Source organism: Motilimonas eburnea, from assembly GCF_021295345.1.
Taxonomy (GTDB): Bacteria; Pseudomonadota; Gammaproteobacteria; order Enterobacterales; family CBDFNC01; genus Motilimonas; species Motilimonas eburnea.
This window is the reverse complement of the sequence record NZ_JAIMJB010000003.1, coordinates 205,863-224,496: the sequence shown is the minus strand read 5'-3', so window position 1 is coordinate 224,496 and position 18,634 is coordinate 205,863. Positions and strand designations below refer to the sequence as shown.

The following is an 18,634-nucleotide window of genomic DNA, read 5'->3' as shown; positions in this document are numbered from 1 at the left end:
TGAAAAATAGGTGACTTAATTGTCATTGAGTTCAATTAATAATAGCAAGGTATCATCACTGTCTAGTGTGGCGTATTGCTCAAAAACAGACATTAAATGACGCGCTGCCTGTTTTATAGGAAGTGTCAGGGTAAGGGGGAGTTGTTCGAGTAAGGTGTGCTCTAATTGTTGGCGTTGTGATGTCGTTTTGGCGGATTCAAATAAACCATCAGTAAACAGCAATAATCGTTGTCCCGGTTCAAGTTGGCCGTGCATGGTTTGGTATTGAGTATCCGCCACTAACCCCGCCAACATGCCTGAGCCACTGAGTTGTTTAACTTCTTGCTGGCAAATTAACAGTGGCGCCGGGTGGCCAGCACAGGCATAACTAAAGTGTCCCTTGGGAGCCAGGTCGAGGGCAAGGAGGGTGAGTAGCTTTTGTTGCAATAACTGGTCGGCAAAGGCGGCTTGGGATATTTGCTGTAACAACAGGGATAAGGGGTTGGCTGCTTGTGTTTTACATAGCCCATGTAAATACCCCGCCCAAGCATGAGCAAAAAATTTAGCATCAATATCATGGCCTTCTACATCACACAGCATAAGCCTAATGTTATCGCCCTGCGGGTAAGTGCGGAGTAAATCACCGCCTCCTTGGCCGGTATTACGTGCAATGAGTGCAAAGCGCCAATCATGGGTGTCCCTTGGGGTAAGGCAAGGCAGACTATTGCTGATCCTTTGGTTGATAATGGCGCTGAAATCATGACTGAGTTGATGATAGCGCATCAATACCCGGTCTATCGTTTGTAACAGGGCTTGCTTGTCGATGGGCTTGACTAAATAGTCATCAATGGCCAGTAAGTTCGCGCGGCTCTTGATGGTATCCGCTGAATCAGCGCTAATGAAAATAAACGGGGTCAAGCTGGTATTTTGTAAACTTAAGGTCTTTTCCCGTAAAGCAAGGCCGTCCATGGTGGGCATATGAATGTCGGATAGCACTAATAAGTAGTTATTTTGCTGCAGCATTTGCCACGCTTGTTGGCCATTATTGGCGCAATCTATCTCATAGTCGGTGCTTAAATAGGCCGATAACAGTGTGCGCATGGTGTTGTCGTCTTCAACCAGCAAGAGTTTATCGGCTTGAGGCACAGGCGGATTAGGCCAGCGCATCACAATGCCTGCCATGGGGGTGAGTTGAAATTGCCAATCAGGGCATAAGGCTTGGAGTAGACCCAAGCCTCGCCCATGGGTTTGCTGACTGATACTGTTATCTAGTTTGAGGGATTGAGGGCGCTCTGGTTGCCAGGCTTGACCATCGTGAAGCAATGACAATTGCAAGGTGTCGCTGTCACAAGTGAGTTGGCTGCGGATGACTTTAGCGCTAGGGTTGGCGTGTAAGATGATATTGCTCGTGAGTTCGGCAAAGCAAAGTAAGATGTTATTTTGATTGGCGGAGGAAATCGCCAGCGTAGCAAGGACGCGCGCCAATAAGTGGCGTACTAAACTTATCTCTTCAAGGTTGGCAGCCCTTTCTATATCAATCAGTTGCTTTTTCATCTTGGCTCTCCATCGCCGCAAGTGCGAGCTGCAAATCTTGTTGTGACGTGTTAAAGACGTGCGCTAATTTCTCAATATAGGGCGCCAAGTCGGACGCTTGCTGTTGGTGGCTAAGGTCTTCGATGGCTTTTGCCAGCTGCTGTAATTGTTCCAGGCCAAAGCTACCCGCACTGCTTTTTAAACTGTGAGCTTCAATTTCAAGTAAGCGCCAATCCTGCTGTTGATAGTGATGGTGAATATCGGCGATCCTTTGCTCACTTTCTTGGCTGAATATGGCCAAAATGTCATTCAATACCTGGGTTGGGATGTCTTTTTTAAGTTGTTTTAGGGTTGATTTATTCACCGACACCGGCGCAGCTTGTGTTGATTCTGCAGCGGGCTCCGCCTGCTGCTCTTGTGTTGGCTGTGCGGTTGGCTGCTCATCGGGGTCGTTGACACTGGCCGCCAGTGTTAACCACTCCAGCACGGTACTTCGAAATACGTCTTTATCCAAAGGTTTGCTAAGAAAGTCATTCATACCAACTTGGTAGCAACGGTTCTTATCTTCGGCAAACGCATTGGCCGTCATGGCGATAATTGGGGTTTGTTGGTTCAATCCCGCGCCATTGCGGATCATCTCGGTGGCCGTTAGCCCATCCATCACGGGCATCGCCAGATCCATTAAGATCAAAGCAAACTTTTGTTGCTTACATTGCTGAACGGCGTCTTTGCCATTTTCAGCCACACTGATGACAGGGTTTATTTTCTTTAGCAGCGCCTTGGCCACGGCTTGATTCGTTGGGCTGTCCTCAACCAAGAGAATATGTTGAGGATTTGGACTGGCGGTGATACTGGGGTTAGCCTCAACTTGATGAGCGTGAAGATGATGTTTAGTGACACTGCCACTGCCAAGTAATTGCACTAGGCTGTTAAGCTTGATCGGCAGCGCCAAACTGCCTTGATAACCTTCTGGGCGCTGGGTATGAAATAGGGTTTGTTTATCCAGAGGCAGTAGGTTAATAAATTCTAATTGCGCCGTGTTCTCGATGGAGAGCGCTTGACGTCGCTGGCCCGAAAGATCGTTATCAATAAATACCAGGCTGGGTTGCTCAAGTTTGGCTGATTGGCTGCGAATATCGATCAAAGGGAGTGCAAACCAAGCGAGCTGCTTGGTCAAGCTATCGATGAGCACTTGATTATCAATCGCGTGATAAAAGTGCAATTGGTGGGGGTTTCCGCGTTGTTTGATTGGGATGACGAGCTCCGCATCCTTACTTGCTTGCAGTGGCAGCCAAACCGTAAAGACAGAGCCTTGTCCTAAGGTACTTGCGACTTCTATGGTGCCATCCATTAACTCAATGATGCGTTGGCTGATGGCAAGACCAAGACCACTGCCGCCAAAGCGCCGATTAGAGCTGCTTTCCGCTTGGACAAATTCACTGAAAATATTGGCTTGGTCTGCTTCGCTGATGCCTATCCCCGTGTCTCTGACTTGAATATCGATACCTTGCTGGCGAACGATGCTGATGGTGACGGCAACGCCGCCTTGCTCGGTAAACTTAATAGCGTTGCTGATCAGGTTAATTAACACTTGGCTTAACCTGAGTGGATCACCAAAGTAACTTTGTTTCAAGTCGGGATCGATGGCTAAACACAAGGCAATGTCTTTTTGTTGTGCTTGGGGGGCGAGCAGAGTGACCACGGCTTCGGCAGTTTGTTGTAAGCTAAACCAATCTTGTTGCAGCACCAAATGATCGGATTCAATCTTACTAAAATCGAGAATGTTGTTTATCAAGGCCATTAAGGTATGGCCTCCTTGGCTAGCCAGCTGGGCCAGCTCTTGCTGTTCTGCGTTAAGTTCGGACTCCAGTAACATATCCGTCATGGCAATAATGGCATTCAAGGGTGAACGGATTTCGTGGCTCATGGTGGCTAAAAAGCGGCTTTTCGCCTCACTGGCTTGCTCTGCTTCTTGGCGAGCTTGTTTTAATCTGGCTTCATTTTTCTTTTGTGCACTAATATCAATAAAGTGTGCAATGTAATGGCTGACATTTAAATCTGCATCTTTTACCGCGGTAATCGTAAGATGCTCGGGGTAAATCTCGCCATTCTTACGTTGATTGTAGATCTCACCGTGCCATTGGCCATTCTGTAATAGAGCACGCCACATTTCGCGGTAAAAGGCGGGATCATGTTTACCCGAAGATAACAGTCGCGCATTTTGTCCGATGGCTTCCTCAGCGCTAAACCCGGTGACCATGGAAAAGGCCCGGTTGCTACGCAATATGGTGCCTTGGGCATCGGTAATAAACATAGGCTCAATAGAGTCAAACGCATGGGCTGCTAATTTGAGTTCTTGCTCAGCTTCAAGTCGCTCGGAAATATCGCGAATAAATGCGGTAAACAGGGCTTCGCCGCCATAGCGAATGGGTGAGATAGCGATTTCAATCGGGATAGTGTGGCCGTCTTTATGCAAGGCGACTAATTCTAAGCGCCGCCCGAACACAGGGCCTTCCCCTGAGGCCATATAATGCTTCATCCCCTTAGTGTGCGCTTCACGAAACTCAGGAGGAATAATGCGATCCGTTAGGGATTGGCCTAGCATTTCCTCGCGGCTCCAACCAAACATGGCTTGTGCTTGTAGGTTATATTCGATGATCTTACTTTGATGGTCGATAGTAATAATGCCATCGAGGGAGGCAGATAGGATCGCTTTGTTTAACGCGGTGTTTTTATTAGCGATAGTGGCAATTTTTTGCTGCTGTTGATTGGAGCTTTGTAAGCTTTGCTGATTATTGGCAAGCTCAAGGGACATGCGGTTAAATGCTTGCGTGACCTCACTGAGCTCGTGATTGACTAACTCGGGCAGTTGGTGGCCCGGCCCCATGGTCTGAACCAAAATGGCACCTTGCTTTAAATCTTCTAATTGACGACTAATGGCACTTGAAATAAAAAACGCAATCACCCCACTGAGTATCCAAATACTCATCGCAACGCCCAAGCTGGTGGATACGGGTAATGGGGGAGCGATTTGTGACGTGTCAATCACCAAGGCTAGCTGGCTGATGCCGCCCTTTTCATTGGGCCAAGGGTGAATGAAGGTATAAGGTGCAACGGGTTGGCTTAAGGTGGTATTGGCTTCAACCAACACACGCTGGTTATCATCAAGCAGGCGCACCTGAAGTAGGGGGGAGCGTTTTATGAGAGCTTGCAAGGCTTGCTTGAGGCTTGACGCATCTTGGTCTGTTTGTTGAAGCTGTGCAATGAGTTGTTTGGCTAACCACTGGCTTTGGTGTTGAACCTGTTGCTGATGTAGTTTCGCCATGTGATAGTGCAAGTAGCCTAGACTGGCCACTAAAATCAGCAGGGTGAGAATGAGGGTTGCAAGGGTATTTTTAATCCTGAAGCTCATAATGCTGACCTTATTCTATCGATGACAGGTTAAATTTCGGTGTTAAGGAGACGGGTTTGTTTGACCCGCTGACATAGCCAAGCTGCTAACTTGGGCAATTTGTTTTGTAACCGCCTAACTTCCCTGCATATTTCGTCCGCTAAACGGGGGTTGTATTGATCGTTAATGACACAACCGAGCAAGTTAGCGCTGGCTTCGTCCAAGCGGGCGAGCGCAGATTGGAGCATGCCTTCGGTTGATTGCCCCGCTTGCGCGACGAGAACGCAGCCTTGGGCTGCGGCGGCGACTAATTCAGCCGGAATATTTTGCTGATTACGTTGGTTTAAGGCACTGGTATCGACGAGCACATGGTCGAATTCTTCAAGCCAGCCGGCTAATTGTTGCTTGAGAAATTGCGGCTCACGACATTTCTGTAGCCATTCTCGGCGTTGGCTTATGCATATACCCGTGAAAACACTTTGGCTGTGGTTAATACTCACCAATTCTGCTTGGTTATCTTGTGTTGATATATCGGTATTCGTTGCCGTATCTTGGCTGGGGAGTAAACGTGCCAGACTGGGGTGATGTAAATTGAGATCAACCACTAAGGTTGACTTACCGGCGAGCAAGGTGCGCTCAGCCAAGGCGCTAATCAGGGTGGTCACGCCTTCTTTAGGCGCGCACCCTACTACGGCTAGGGTACGGATCCCTTGACCAAAGGTTTGATTGTAGATCTGTTCTAGCTCTTGGTATTGGTGCAATTTAGCGCTGGCGTTAAAGGCGCCGTCATACTCGTTCGTTATCGGGGCTAATTGAGTCATAGGGCCTCCTAGAATAAACCGATTAATGCCGCAATCGACACCAGCTGGAAGATATCTGTCAAGCCTTCACGGGCTTTGTATAAGTTGCTGTCTTCTTTACTGGGGACATAAACGGTATCGCCGACACGAACTAAGGGCAGCGAATCAAAATTGGCGGTTTGACTAAATTCCAGCAAATCAAAGGTAGTGGCCTTATCTTTACAGCAAGATAAATTGACTATGGTGACTTTTTCTAAATAAGCCTTGTCCGTAGGGCCGCCAGCCTCTGCCAGCAAATCGAGGATCGTCATGGTGTCATCAAAGCGATAGCGCCCTGGTTTGTTAACCGCGCCTAACACACGAACCGTCGTCTCTTTTGATTGGCTTAGCCAAAGCCGATCTTTTTCGGGGACATAAATGGTATCGCCGGTTTGCACTTTAGGCAGTATATGTTCATCGCCGGTTTCAAAATACAAGGCTAGGTTGAGTTTACTGACGCGGGCGTGGCCGCCGTTGCGATGGCTGACTCGAATATTGTGAATGTCAGCTTGATCTGTGGGTCCATCGGCGGCCGACAAGATATCGAGAAAATGCATATCATCATTGAAGCGATAACGACCCGGTGCACCGACTTGACCGAAGATATAGATGGATTTTTCAGATGACTGGCGAACCCATTGGGATTTGTTATCACTGGGATCTTGGGGCAAATCATGAATGCGAATAATCGTACCGGCATAGATAGCGGGTAAGGGGGCGCCCTTGCCGCCGCTTTTGATGTAATTATCTAGGTTGAACTTAATGGTGTTGGTGCTGCCGCCTTGTGGGATCAACACATCGATATTGCTGGTATCGGCTCGTGACGTGGGGCCGCCAGCATGGGCGAGTAAATCTAACAATGACATTTCATTAGACCATTCATAACGGCCGGGCCGTACCACTTCACCAATCACATTGACGGCGCGATCCGGCGCTACTTTTAGCCAAGATTTTTCATTCATGTCGGTTTTTTCTGGCACAAAAATCGCGTCGCCCGATTGTACGCTCGGGATCCGAGCGAGCTGCCCTTCGGTGTAAGCCGTCATATCAAAGGGCACTATGCTGCCATCTCCTTTGATAATGCGAATTTGACGGCTTTCTGCAAAGCGGGTTGGGCCGCCAGCATTAGCGAGAATATCGATAAAGGTGGCCCCTTCTTTACCTTCATAGGCACCGGGTTTAAACACTTCCCCCATGACATACACGGTATTGGCTCCTGATTTGATTTCTTCTTCCTGTTTGGGAACAAATATCGTGGTGCCCTCGGCGATTTGTGGTAAATGACTGCTGTCACCCGTATCCAGATACCGTTTTAAATTAAATGTTTTTGGCTCGTTATCGATGATCACGCGGATTTGCTCGACCCCTGCATAGCGAGTGACGCCGCCGGCTTGCATGATCAAATCCACTAAACTATTGCCGGGTTTGTAGGAGAAGCTGCCAGGGCTGTTGACTTCGCCAAATACCTTGATAGCACTGCGAGTTTCCGAAGCATCACCTGAAAGCGCCATTTTGGCCGGATCAAATTCAACCTCTATGTTACCCGTCATGGGGGAGGCGGGAACAAATAGGGTATCCAGTGGCTCAAGTGCCGGCAGAGTGCTGCTGTCGCCTGAATCAAGGTAGGCTTTATAGTTAAAGGTTTGCGTTTGGTTATCGCGTCGTAATTGCAACTTATTTAGCTGCGCCCCTGCGCGTAAACCGCCCGCTTTAGCGAGGGCCATCTGAACACTGGCATCGGCTGGTAACACCACTAAACCGGGGTTTTCGACATAACCATAGACTTTCAGCAGTAAGCGCTTTTCAAGCACGTAGACCTCTAGGCTATCGAGGTCGCGATAAACCCGCTTCAAGGTTTCTTTCACTTTTTCTTTTAGCGCGATTTCATCTAATTGCGCCACCTCGACACTGCCAGCCTCGGGCAGGATAATGCGTCCTCGCTCATCAATGGCATATTCGCCTGTTAAGCTGTCTTCGCCAGGTAAGTTAACATAGATCAAATCACCCACTTGGGTTAATTGTTGCGATGGCACTGCCCATGCTGACCCCCATAAGGTGCACATGATGACTATGACTAAACGTTGAATCCATCCCCACATGGTGGCCTCCTTGAGCACGCTGTTCGTTATCGTTATTGCGCTTGGGTTTGATGCGCGTTTTCAATCAAGGTAATGCTAACGCGGCGGTTAACTAAATGATTTTCTGCCCCTTCTTGATCGAAAAGCGGCGCGCTTTCGCCCATCGCGGCCACCTCAAAGCGGGCCGGGTCTAAGCCTAAAATAGCTAAGTATCGAGAGACTTGTTCGGCACGGGCTTGTGAAAGAGCCTGATTGGCTTGTTCACTGCCGCTGCTGTCGGCGTGGCCGTATATCATTAAGCGGTAATGATCTTGTTGTTTTAATAAGGCAACGGCTTCGGCAAGGCGGCCGATGTATTTGGGGTTGAGTTCACTTGAGTTGAGGGCGAACTGATTATCGGCATTTAATAGTTGCTCTATGGTCATGCCCACTTGGGTGGCGGTTTGATGTGCGCGCTGGGTAATGACGCAATCAGACTCTGCTAACGCTTGGTTTAACTGGCGCTCCAATTGAGCGGTTTGTTGGCGTTGAACCAGTAAGGTATTGGCAGCATCTTGACTCATGCCCGCTTTGAGCTCGCGAGCAATGCGGTTTTCTCTTTGTTGCAGTTGAGAAACCGTCGCGGGGTAACATAGCTGTGCGCCTTGGTTGACTAAGGTATCGAGTAGTTGGCGTTGCAACTCAAAGTCAAACCGCAGGCCGTGATCGGCAGTCAAAGGCTGCTCTGCTTCCACTGGAATGAGCTCGGACAAATTGTGCTCCGCCATGCCGCCTTGTCCCGGTTCAGCCCATTGACTGCAACCAGAAAGAAGGGCGAGGCTGGCGATTAAACTCAATAGCTTGTCTTTCATATTGGCTCCTGTTTTTAACCTATCACCTGATCGTCAATGGGCGTGGCGGCTAAACTCTTTCTTTATGCGCTTTCATACGTTCGCCCATGTCACGGGCATTGCTTGATGAATTCTCAACAATTCAAGAAGTTGCCTAGGTTGTCCTTGTGCTCCGATTAATTCTAGTTGACGTTTTTCTTTATGTAGGCGTTTAAACAAAAATACGATGGCACCAATTCCCGAAGAGTCGATGAAGTTCACATGTGAGAGGTCCAAAATAATGCGATTAGCTTGATGTTGGCTGGCAACCTCTTCTAATTGTTGACGAATTTGGTTGATGTTGAGGGCATCAAAGTCACCACTCAAATAGGTGACGAGCTCATCTTGTTGTGGTGTATTGGTATAAATATCCATGGTTTTCCCCTTTTTGCATAAGTGTTTTCACAGTAAAGGAGTTTGCATAACCAGTGCCAATGTGTAAGGTATTGAATTTGTAGGTTTTAATTATTTGGTGAGACCCGGGATTGGTATTTTTTGCAAGCTGCAAAGCGCTTTGCAGCTTGCCATCACAGAAGGTGAGGATAAATGAGGTGGGGCATCATCGCGTCCTTGCTATTGGGGACGCTTATTGACCGCGGCCAGTGATCATCACCAGTAAGGTTTTAAGTAAAATGGCGCAGTCGGTTTTTAACCAGCGCCAAGGCGACGATAAACTTAAGGCGTAGCCATGATCAAAGGCGACTTTGTTCTTCACGTCTTCAATGCAGGTGTCATAACCTTGATTCACCTGAGCAAGCCCTGTTATGCCGGGCGATACTTCATAGGTGCGTTCAGCAAAGTATGGGATGGCTTGTTCTAATTTTGCATAGAAACCTGGTCGCTCAGGACGGGGGCCAACCAAGGACATGTCACCGCGAACGACATTGATCAGTTGAGGGATCTCATCTAAACGCGTTTTGCGCAAGAACTTACCCATGCGGGTGATCCTCGGGTCGGATTTTTGCGCCCATACTGCACCACTGTATCGTTCGGCATCGGCAACCATGGTTCGAAATTTTAGCATGTTAAAAATAGCCGTCTGCTGCGCTTTGGCTCGACCAATACGTGGTTGGCTAAACAGCACTGGGCCATTGGAATCAAATTTGATAGCAAGGGCTATTAATGGAAACAAAGGCAGTAGCATCACCAAGGCGGTGGTGGCGATGATTAAATCAAAAGCACGTTTACAGCGACGCGTCATGGGGTCGATATAGCTAGATTCATCTGCAACACTGTCAACGCTTACGGTTTTAAATGGGAGTGTGTTCATAGTGAGCCTCTTTGATCTTTAATAATGCGAGTTGTAAACAAGTTATTTTTCAATTTTTTGCCATCTGTGCTGCTCTAGGCCACATAGGTATCGGGTGCTACCCACTAGGTTAGCGCAGTGCCCTAGTACCAAGTAATTAATGGTGCGAATGATCTTAGGGCAGTGGGGATCAAGCAAGGGAGCGAGCAGTGCCAAGGTATACAGGCTCAGTTGAATCAAGCATAAGCTGGCAAAGATCCATGACTGATAACTTAGCCAAGCGCTTAAGATCAGACTGGCCAGCATTAAAAAGGGCATTAATACCCTTAACGCCTTACCTGAGAGAAAGGTAAAGGCGACCCCCAGCCCGGCTTTACCCAATAAGAGTGAACGCAACCGAACAAGTTGTTGCGTGTTTCCGGCTGCAATGCGTTTGCGTCTTAGGCTGTCCATTTGTTGGCTAGCCTGTTCTAGCTCCACCGCGTTCATATTGGGTTCATAGAGACAGCGATAGCCCTTGGCCACAATTTGCATGGGTAAGATAAAGTCATCATTGATGGTGTCGTTGGCGAGGGGAGAAAACAAATCATGTCTAAATAGATATAAGGCACCATGCGCTCCTAACGTGGCACCAAAGGTGGCTTCTTGTCGCTTGATGTTACTTTGGTAGCGCCAATAGGTCGCTTCGCCTTCGCTACCGGGTTGTAACATTTGATAATGACTGCAAATCACGCCAACCGGTTTATGTTGGTTCACTTGATGGCTACTGTTGGCGATATGCTGTGCGGCTAGGGTTAGGGCGTCGAAAGAGATCAAGGCCGAGACGTCGGTTAAGGCGACCCAAGTGTCAGCCGCAGCCGTTGTGGCCGTCACACCTTGCATTAATTGATTGATTAAGCCCACTTTACCCTGGTTGTGTGGGTTGATGACTAACTGGCAATTGAGGTGGCTGTTTTCGGGCATGGCAAGTGCGTGCTGCGCGCGCTGCACGGAATCGTCGCTACAACCATCAAACCCAATCACAATTTTCAATTTGGTGTTGGGGTAATCCAGCGTACCTAAGTTGTAAATTTTACTTTCAATATATTTCGCCTCGTTAAACACAGGCATCAAAATGGTGATGTCTGGCCAAGATGAAATGGTCACTGATGGGGTGGCGGGCTCCATTTTGCGACTGGCAATCCATTTTAGAAGCAAGGGGTAAGCCACGTGATGATAAATGACCAGTGTGATACAGATTAAGGTGAACCACGCTAATGGGCCTTGATTGAGGTCGGCCTCAATGACCCCTAGCCAATCTGTGATGAGGAGGTAAACTTGAGTGGACTGCATGATGCTCTTCCTTCTCGTTAAGATACGTTTGTTAATGCTTGATAAGCTGCGATAGTGCGGCGAATGTCTGCATGATCGGTGACAAAGCCTCTGGGAATGCTGGCCTGTGTTTCACTGAGCATGGCTTCAAGTAAAGCCGCCGCAAGGGCTTGAGGATTGGCCTTTTGTACGATACGGCCGCTAATGGGGCAAAGCGCTTCACGGGATGCGCCAGTGGCCGTGACGACAGCTGGCACACCGCAGGCTTGTGCCTCAAGAGGGGCCAGTGGCATGCCTTCATTCAATGAAGGCAAACAAAACACGTCTAAGCTTTGGTAGAAGCTCACCATATCATCAACTCGGCCTAAAAAGGTCACCTGATCGGACAAGCCTAATTTGGTTACTAATTCGTTTAATGGAACAAACTCTGAGCCGTGGCCAGCAATCACCAAATGGGTTTGTTTAGGCAATAAAGGCAGCGCTTGTATAAGGTACTTATGGCCTTTTTCTGGTGCTAAACGACCGCCGCTTCCTATGATGTATTTGGTGTAGGGTAAGTTAAATTTGGCGCGTGCCAATACCGAATTGCCAGGCTTAAAATACTGACTATCGATCCCATTTAAAATGACTTGAGGGGGAGGGCACTTGAGGTAGCTGGCTACGTCTAGCGCGACGCGTTTGGCGTCGGCGATAATTTTGGGTTGCAGCAGTTTACAAAGGCGTTTTTGTAAGCGGCGATTTTTCATTTCTCGCAGGTACCAAGCGTCGTGCTCGGTGTGGATCAAGTGTGACACGCGAGCAAGGCGAGCCGCAGCTCCAGCATAAAAAAGTGGGCCAATATGGTGGCTGTGCACCGTACTGATATTGAGCTGGCGAAATAACTGAGCCAACTGCCATATTAAGCCGAGTCGTAATCCTGGCTGCTTGTTCATAAAGATAAGTCGGTTGGCGACAGGTTGTAGGCGAGGCCAGGTGTTCAAGGCATGTTGGCGTTCACCTTCTAGGCTTAAGATATACCGGTTTCCTTTGCTGGGGCTGAGCTTATCGAGCTCGAGCGCTAAGGTTTCAATGCCGCCAGGTTTTAAATGTTGTACCACTTGAATCGAGTTGTGTTGTGCCATGATGACTTCCCCCTACTGATGATAAAAGAAGAAGTACATTTTTTGTGCCAATAATAACTCTTTGTTAATTAATGGTTTTTTGTTTTTGTTTGTTAGCTAAAAGCAGGCTGCATTGCGTTTTGCTAATTAGCCTGCAATGGTGGGATCCGCGCCAAAACAGGCTTGCCAGTGAGTAAAATTAATTGCTCTTGCCGGCGTATGGTGGTGTCGGATACCTCAATTAAGGTGGCTAAACCGACGCCAAGGGCAATACCTGCTATTAACCCAAGTACGACATAAATGATGAGAGGAAGGTTACTCGGATTGCTAGGTGTGTAAGGCAAGTCAATGATTTTTATTCTTTTCTCTTGTTCGTAGTTACCAAGGGAACCGGTCACTCGGGCCATCTCATGGCGCTGAGCGAGCTCATGATACAGCTCGCGTTTAACGTCAATCTCACGGATGAGTTGTGACAAACTGCGTTCTTGTTCACCGTAGCGTGCAACCTGTTGTTGTAATGGTTTAATCAGCTTTACCAAGCTTGCCGTTTCTTCTTCTAAACGGGTGACTTGGCTACGGGCTGCCTGTAAGTTTTCCATTTGTGATATCAGCAATGGCTGGCTGTTGGGGCGGTTTTGATCCTGGCTAACGGTACTGGCGATATCCCACAATTGGCTGGTGTTGATCCCGGCGTCATTATTGGTGAGGGCTTTCTGGCGTTCGGCTTCAAGGCGATTAATTTTACGTATGGTTCCTAACACTTGGCTATGATTGTCGGTATACCGCGCTCTTAATACAGCCAATTCAGATTGTAAGGTTACGATTTGTTCTTCTAAGCGCCCCACCACTGGGTTGGTTTTGGACAGTTGCGCATCTAGGCTGCCCAAGCTTTTTCGAGCTCCAGCAAGTTCGGCTTCTTTCTCGGCTAAGGTTTGCTGTAATTGCGACAAGCGCGCCACGCTACTGACATGTAATTCGGGCAGTTGTGCGGCGTTGATATTTTTATACTCGGCGAGTGCTTGCTCTGCTTGGGCTAAGTCGGCTTTACGCTCGACCAATAGGTCGGCCAAAAACTGGGTTGAATCTCGCATTGATGAGCGCTCGGGTGCCAATAGTTGCTCAATAAAATGCTCACTGACCACTGTGAGGGTTTCTTTCATGCCAGCGGGCTGGTGGCTTTTATAGTCGATCCGAATTAAGTCTTTTCCAGCCATGCTCATGTTGAGCGCGTTGGACAATTTTGCGATGGCGCTGTCATGCTCACTGGCAGAGCTATCCTCATTGATCAAACCGCGCTCACGGGCAACGGCGCTTAAAATATGACGGCTATGCAATAAGGTTTGCAGCGCTGCGATACGCTCTTTGAGCATGGCGGAAACGGCAAAATCTTCGAGAAACGGATTCATCTTGGAGGTTTCTTGAATCAACATGCTCGTGTGAGCGTGGTACTGCTTAGGCGTCATTATGCCGATCAGCGCCCCCAATATCGGCATCAACAAAATTGGCATAACGATGAGGTAACGTTGTCGCCAGCCTCCGGCTAAAATGCAATAAAAACGGTAGCTTAGACTCTTGGTTTGGGTTTTCATAAGCGCTCCAGCCAAGTGGCTAATTGGGTTACGCGGTGGTGCCAGCTTTGCTGTTGCACTTGTTGTAAGCCAAGTCGGCATGCTAGTTGAATTCTAGGCTGGTTTTGCTCAATTGCGCGTAAATGCTGTACTAAATCTTGGCTATTTTGCACTAGGTGGACACTGTCACGGTATTCCTCCAATGCCGGAAAATAGGTGCTCAGCACGGGGCGACCGGCGGCGAGGTACTCCCGTAGCTTAAGTGGATTGCAGGCTTGGATCTGAGGGTTATCAACAAAAGGCAACAGGCTTGCGTGCCAGTGTTGACTGTAACGGGGTAATTGATGATGGGGCTTAGCCCCTAGATGAACAAAATTAGGCATGGCCAATAGCATTGAAATATCGGTTTCTATTTTGCCGATAAACACAAACTGCCAATGAGGGAGGGCGTGCATAACCTCAACGAGCAAGGGTTGATTAAGCCACTCGGACAGGCTGCCGTAGAAGCCTGCAACGAGGTGACCTGAGCCTAGCTCAGCGGCAGGGGGAGCCGCACTTTGAAATAACTCCAGGTCAACGCCGTGAGGTAAAACCTGAATATTCTTTTGCTGCGGGGCCCTTGAATGAAGTAAATCGGCTAAGGCGTTGCTGGCAGCAATCACCAAATCGGCTTGCTGTAACAAGGTGTGCTCTCTGGCCAAAACGGTGGTGTGATCGACGCCTGCCAAAGCGCCAAAATCATCCCCAGCATAATAAACTAAGGCCTGATGAGGCAATTGATTGATAGTGTCAATTGCGGTGGGTAATGCCGTGAAAATGATGTCAGCACTGTATGCGGCTAATTGCTTGGCGAGCATTTGGCTGGCGATGGCTCTGGCCCAATGATGTTGTGGTGCAGGCCAAGCCTTGGGAGCTAATACCTTAAAGGGCTTGGCTTGATTTGTTTGCGGGGTTGTTTCAGCAAGTGGTACTTGGGCTGAGCCTTTACTGGCTAACTTGCTTATCACGCGCTTAAGATCCCGAATACTCACTCGAGGTTGGCGCAGGCCAATGGAATTGACCCAATTTACGCGAGTGTGGTATTGCTGCACCAGGCCTTTAATGAGGTGTTGGCTACTGCTGGGTAGGCCGCCCCAATCTTCACCAAACACCAACATAGATCTTGTCATGGTTACGCCCTCATTTGGTTAGGATTTTGGGCTACAGGCGGCGCTAGGAGTAAGCTGTTTGACCACCTTAGCAGGTGAGCCTGCAGCGACAACAAAATCGGGAATGTCTTTTGTAACCACACTGCCAGCTGCAATAATACTGCCTTCGCCAATGGTCACACCGGCCATCACACTGACCCCGGTTGCTAGCCACGCGCCATTTTTGATATGAATTTTGCCTACTTGATCAGGTGTATCCGGCATGCCCGCTGCGCGCATGGCATTGTCTAACGGATGGCCGGGGTAACCCGCTAGAAAGGCGCGTCCTGCAATGCGAACGTTATCTTCGAGAATAATTTGGCTGCCAACGGCTAAGGTGGTCATCCAACCGATATCGACATTGTCACCGACAATGAGCTCTGGTCTTTTTTCTTGGCTACGGCCAGAGATGGTGATGTGGCCACTAATGCGATCATGGTGACCCAGGGAGATATATGGTGAGCCACTGATGTAGGGCATGCCACCGTAGAGAAAAAGTCCTTTGCCGGTTTGTCGACATTGGCTTTTAAACATCGGCGTCCAAAATAAGCTGCGACTTAGCCAGCTAAGCAGACCAGTTAAACTGGTATAAAACCAAAATATAGGTTTAAACAGCCACTTGGGAGCTGGAATTGAACATTGCATCAGGGTTTTAAGGGTATTAAACAAGCCGCGGGCAAAGGGGTGCGGGCTCGTTTTTAACCACTGTTTGGCGTGGGTTAAACTAAGTGTTGTCATGGTGTTTCCTCATCTTCATGATAATGCTGACTGTCTTGTGTTAGGGTTAAGCAGAAAACGTTCCGATATTTTTATTAATTAATTCAATTGATTAAATAATGCTGAAATGAGCTGTTTGATATTTAATTGCAAATTGCAATCACCCAATGGGGGGGGAGCTGCATAATGCAAGTTATGTGGTCTATTTTTCATCGGCGCAGGGGTATAATCTGCGAGGGTGGTTTGCCTGTAGGGGGTAGGGAAGTTAAATGTTGCGGATTTTATGGGTTATCACATTGCTGTTGGTTGCATCATACAGTGTGGCGAGTGAGCGCGTGGTCAATGAGCGGCCAAAAATTGGTCTTGCCCTTGGTGGTGGTGGGGCAAAGGGGGCGGCTCATATTGGCGTGCTTAAGGTGCTTGAGGAGCTCAACATTCCGGTTGATTATATTGCTGGTACCTCGATGGGGGCGTATGTGGCTGGCATGTATGCCTCGGGCTTATCGGCCGATGAAATTGAGCAGCGTATGCTGGGCACCGATTGGAGCCGAGGTTTTTCCGACAAGGTCAGCCGCGATAGCTTAAGTTATCGGAAAAAGAAACAAACCGAGCAATTTATGTTGCAGTCAGACATCGGTTTCGATGGTAAAAAAATCGCCTTACCTCATGGTGTGATCCAAGGCGAAACCATGGCGCGATTATTACGAGAATCAACCCTAAACCTGCCATATTTTACCAGCTTTGACTCTCTGCCTATCCCGTTTCGGGCGGTAGCGGTGGATCTGGCTTCGATGCAACCTTATGTGCTTGATTCGGGTAACTTGGCTAATGCCATGCAAGCCAGTATGTCGGTGCCAGGGGTGCTAAGACCGATGGAAATTGACGGCCGCTTGTTGGCCGATGGCGGTATAGTGAATAACTTACCTGTTGATGTACTAAAAGAAATGGGGGCGGATATCGTCATCGCGGTGGATATCGCTTCACCATTAAGCAGTAAGGAGCAGCTTGATTCCTATTTGATGGTGTTGGATCAGTTAACCAATTTTATGACGCAATCGAGTACCCAACAGCAGATCGCGTTAATGACAGAGCAAGACATCTTGATCCAACCCGCCATTAACGCCTTTGGCACCGGTGATTTTGAGCGCATGGCACAAATATTGCCGTTAGGTGTCGTGGCTGCTCAGTTGCAAAGACATGAGTTAGCCTCTTTATCTGTGTCCGAACAAGACTATCAACGCTATCACGCGTCAAAAATGACGGTGCGAGCAGGCATTCCTGTGGGTGATGAATTTGTGGTGGATCGCGTTGAAGTCGCCACTGATGCAAGGCTTGCAGAGGAAACGATTTTAGCAAGGTTGAAAGTGGTTGAAGGTGAACCCTATACCGAGCAGCAATTGGAAAAAAACATTGAGGCCTTGTACGCAGAAGGTGTATTTGAGCGGGTCGACTATGGCTTTGATATGCGCGAAGGTGAGCGGGTGCTAAATGTCTACGCGAAGGAAAAGCCATGGGGGCCAGGCTTTTTTGATTTTATGGCGGGCATGGAAGAAACCAGTGGCGATAGTACCGATATCTATTTCGGGCTGTCCTATACCCAGACCGATTTATCCCGTTATGGCGCGGAGTGGCGTAATCGACTGATTTTGGGTACGAAAACGCTACTGAGTACCGAGCTCTATTTTCCATTAGATGTCGAACAAAAGTTCTACTGGGACGGGGAAATTTACTACCTTGCCGATCAGCGTAATTATTTTTTTCCTGATGAGGCCGGCTCCGAAGAGCTGAGATATTGGCGGGCGGATTACAGTACTTTAGGTTTGGCTACTTCCTTAGGCATCAACCTCGCCTCACACGCTATCCTTGAATTAGGAGGATTAGTGGAAACGGGTGAGCTGGAATTGGTGGGATCGAGCTTTGACTCTCGCTTTCACTTTTATAGCCCCTATCTTTATCTTGGGGTAGACAGCTTAGATCATCCCTTTTTCCCCACTAAAGGCACGCGTTTCACCAGCAAGTTGCAGTGGATCGAGGGGGAAAATGATTCACTTAAAGATCATGGCTGGCGAGGTGAATTGCAATGGCAAAATGTGCACAGTTGGCAGCGTCATGTCGTTGAACTTAACGCGCAATATGCTGGCACTGAGTTAGAAACGCGGATCCCAACCTTGCTACCTGAGTTAGGGGGGTATCAAAACCTGTCTGGCTTCCTTCACCATGAGTTATCGGGGCCCCATAAGGTATTTGCCGCCGTGGTTTACCGCTACCGTTTATTTGATAATGATTTTGGTGCGATTAAACTACCTGTCTATTTATCGGGCTCTTTTGAACAAGGCAATATTTGGCAAAACAGCCGTGATATCCGTGTTGATAATATGCTAACAGCCGCTAGCTTGGGTATTTCAGTGGATACTCGCTTAGGGCCGATCACCCTCGCCAGTGGCTGGGCGGAAGGGGGCAATAATGCCGTTTACTTCTTTCTCGGCTCGAGGCTTTAGTTGAACGAAGTGGCCTTTAAACTAAGGCTACTCCAACTGAGCGTAGCAGTGCGCCTTGATGTATTGGTATTCTGCTAATCCCACTACAATGAGTGCCGCCCTTGCGGTCGTTGCCGTGGGATGTTACTCCAACTGAGCGTAGCAGTGCGCTTTGATGTATTGGTATTCTGCTAATCCCACTATGATGAGTGCCGCCCTTGCGGTCGTTGCCGTGGGATGTTACTCCAACTGAGCGTAGCAGTGCGCTTTGATGTATTGGTATTCTGCTAATCCCACTATATTGAGTGCCGCCCTCGCGGTCGTTGCCGTGGGATG

13 protein-coding genes are annotated in these 18,634 nt (G+C 48.5%); 1 reads left to right on the top strand and 12 read right to left on the bottom strand.

The annotated features are described in order from the left end of the window. Positions 1–15: 15 nt before the first annotated feature. The 12 genes from K6Y21_RS04690 to K6Y21_RS04635 all read right to left on the bottom strand — a co-directional run bounded on the left by K6Y21_RS04690 (position 16) and on the right by K6Y21_RS04635 (position 15,842). On the bottom strand, positions 16–1,533 hold the full coding sequence (locus K6Y21_RS04690) for a SpoIIE family protein phosphatase (protein WP_233070610.1): 1,518 nt from the start codon (positions 1,531–1,533) through the stop codon (positions 16–18). After that, positions 1,514–4,924 carry a PAS domain S-box protein gene (locus tag K6Y21_RS04685; protein WP_233070609.1) on the bottom strand — a complete coding sequence of 1,137 codons (3,411 nt, stop codon included), beginning with the start codon at positions 4,922–4,924 and terminating at the stop codon, positions 1,514–1,516. The genes K6Y21_RS04690 and K6Y21_RS04685 overlap by 20 nt, the downstream gene beginning before the upstream one ends. A 29-nt stretch (positions 4,925–4,953) precedes the next feature. Further along, complete coding sequence (locus K6Y21_RS04680) at positions 4,954–5,724, bottom strand: P-loop NTPase family protein (RefSeq protein ID WP_233070608.1); 771 nt, start codon at positions 5,722–5,724, stop codon at positions 4,954–4,956. Positions 5,725–5,732: 8 nt separating this feature from the next. Then, complete coding sequence (locus K6Y21_RS04675) at positions 5,733–7,841, bottom strand: SLBB domain-containing protein (RefSeq protein WP_233070607.1); 2,109 nt, start codon at positions 7,839–7,841, stop codon at positions 5,733–5,735. Positions 7,842–7,873: 32 nt separating this feature from the next. Continuing rightward, positions 7,874–8,671, bottom strand: a complete 798-nt coding sequence (locus tag K6Y21_RS04670; RefSeq protein WP_233070606.1) for an OmpA family protein — start codon at positions 8,669–8,671, stop codon at positions 7,874–7,876. A 72-nt stretch (positions 8,672–8,743) separates the two neighbouring features. Continuing rightward, a complete protein-coding gene (locus K6Y21_RS04665; protein ID WP_233070605.1) occupies positions 8,744–9,064 on the bottom strand; it encodes an STAS domain-containing protein in 321 nt (106 codons plus the stop codon). 211 nt (positions 9,065–9,275) lie between these two features. Further along, positions 9,276–9,959, bottom strand: a complete 684-nt coding sequence (locus K6Y21_RS04660) for a sugar transferase (RefSeq protein WP_233070604.1) — start codon at positions 9,957–9,959, stop codon at positions 9,276–9,278. Positions 9,960–10,001: 42 nt separating this feature from the next. After that, positions 10,002–11,270 (bottom strand): glycosyltransferase family 2 protein, encoded by a 1,269-nt coding sequence (locus K6Y21_RS04655; RefSeq protein ID WP_233070603.1) that lies wholly within the window; start codon positions 11,268–11,270, stop codon positions 10,002–10,004. Between the two features lie 17 nt (positions 11,271–11,287). Beyond that, positions 11,288–12,370: a glycosyltransferase gene (locus K6Y21_RS04650; RefSeq protein ID WP_233070602.1), complete on the bottom strand. Its 1,083-nt coding sequence runs from the start codon at positions 12,368–12,370 to the stop codon at positions 11,288–11,290. 122 nt (positions 12,371–12,492) lie between these two features. Beyond that, complete coding sequence (locus tag K6Y21_RS04645) at positions 12,493–13,938, bottom strand: GumC family protein (RefSeq protein WP_233070601.1); 1,446 nt, start codon at positions 13,936–13,938, stop codon at positions 12,493–12,495. Beyond that, positions 13,935–15,086: a glycosyltransferase gene (locus tag K6Y21_RS04640; protein ID WP_233070600.1), complete on the bottom strand. Its 1,152-nt coding sequence runs from the start codon at positions 15,084–15,086 to the stop codon at positions 13,935–13,937. Before K6Y21_RS04640 ends, K6Y21_RS04645 begins: the two co-directional genes overlap by 4 nt. 18 nt (positions 15,087–15,104) lie before the next feature. Then, the gene (locus tag K6Y21_RS04635; protein ID WP_233070599.1) at positions 15,105–15,842 is read right to left on the bottom strand and encodes an acyltransferase; all 738 of its coding nucleotides are present in this window, start codon (positions 15,840–15,842) and stop codon (positions 15,105–15,107) included. Positions 15,843–16,090: 248 nt separating this feature from the next. Here K6Y21_RS04635 and K6Y21_RS04630 point away from each other — a divergent pair, with 248 nt between their 5' ends. Next, entirely contained in the window at positions 16,091–18,319 is a 2,229-nt protein-coding gene (locus K6Y21_RS04630) for a patatin-like phospholipase family protein (RefSeq protein ID WP_233070598.1), read from the top strand. Positions 18,320–18,634: the final 315 nt, after the last annotated feature.

Coding starts and splice junctions, on each gene's coding strand:
- K6Y21_RS04660 (WP_233070604.1), bottom strand. CDS start 9,959: ATGAACACACTCCCATTTAAAACCGTAAGCGTTGACAGTGTTGCAGAT.
- K6Y21_RS04670 (WP_233070606.1), bottom strand. CDS start 8,671: ATGAAAGACAAGCTATTGAGTTTAATCGCCAGCCTCGCCCTTCTTTCT.
- K6Y21_RS04630 (WP_233070598.1), top strand. CDS start 16,091: ATGTTGCGGATTTTATGGGTTATCACATTGCTGTTGGTTGCATCATAC.
- K6Y21_RS04665 (WP_233070605.1), bottom strand. CDS start 9,064: ATGGATATTTATACCAATACACCACAACAAGATGAGCTCGTCACCTAT.
- K6Y21_RS04640 (WP_233070600.1), bottom strand. CDS start 15,086: ATGACAAGATCTATGTTGGTGTTTGGTGAAGATTGGGGCGGCCTACCC.
- K6Y21_RS04655 (WP_233070603.1), bottom strand. CDS start 11,270: ATGCAGTCCACTCAAGTTTACCTCCTCATCACAGATTGGCTAGGGGTC.
- K6Y21_RS04680 (WP_233070608.1), bottom strand. CDS start 5,724: ATGACTCAATTAGCCCCGATAACGAACGAGTATGACGGCGCCTTTAAC.
- K6Y21_RS04685 (WP_233070609.1), bottom strand. CDS start 4,924: ATGAGCTTCAGGATTAAAAATACCCTTGCAACCCTCATTCTCACCCTG.
- K6Y21_RS04635 (WP_233070599.1), bottom strand. CDS start 15,842: ATGACAACACTTAGTTTAACCCACGCCAAACAGTGGTTAAAAACGAGC.
- K6Y21_RS04650 (WP_233070602.1), bottom strand. CDS start 12,370: ATGGCACAACACAACTCGATTCAAGTGGTACAACATTTAAAACCTGGC.
- K6Y21_RS04690 (WP_233070610.1), bottom strand. CDS start 1,533: ATGAAAAAGCAACTGATTGATATAGAAAGGGCTGCCAACCTTGAAGAG.
- K6Y21_RS04645 (WP_233070601.1), bottom strand. CDS start 13,938: ATGAAAACCCAAACCAAGAGTCTAAGCTACCGTTTTTATTGCATTTTA.
- K6Y21_RS04675 (WP_233070607.1), bottom strand. CDS start 7,841: ATGTGGGGATGGATTCAACGTTTAGTCATAGTCATCATGTGCACCTTA.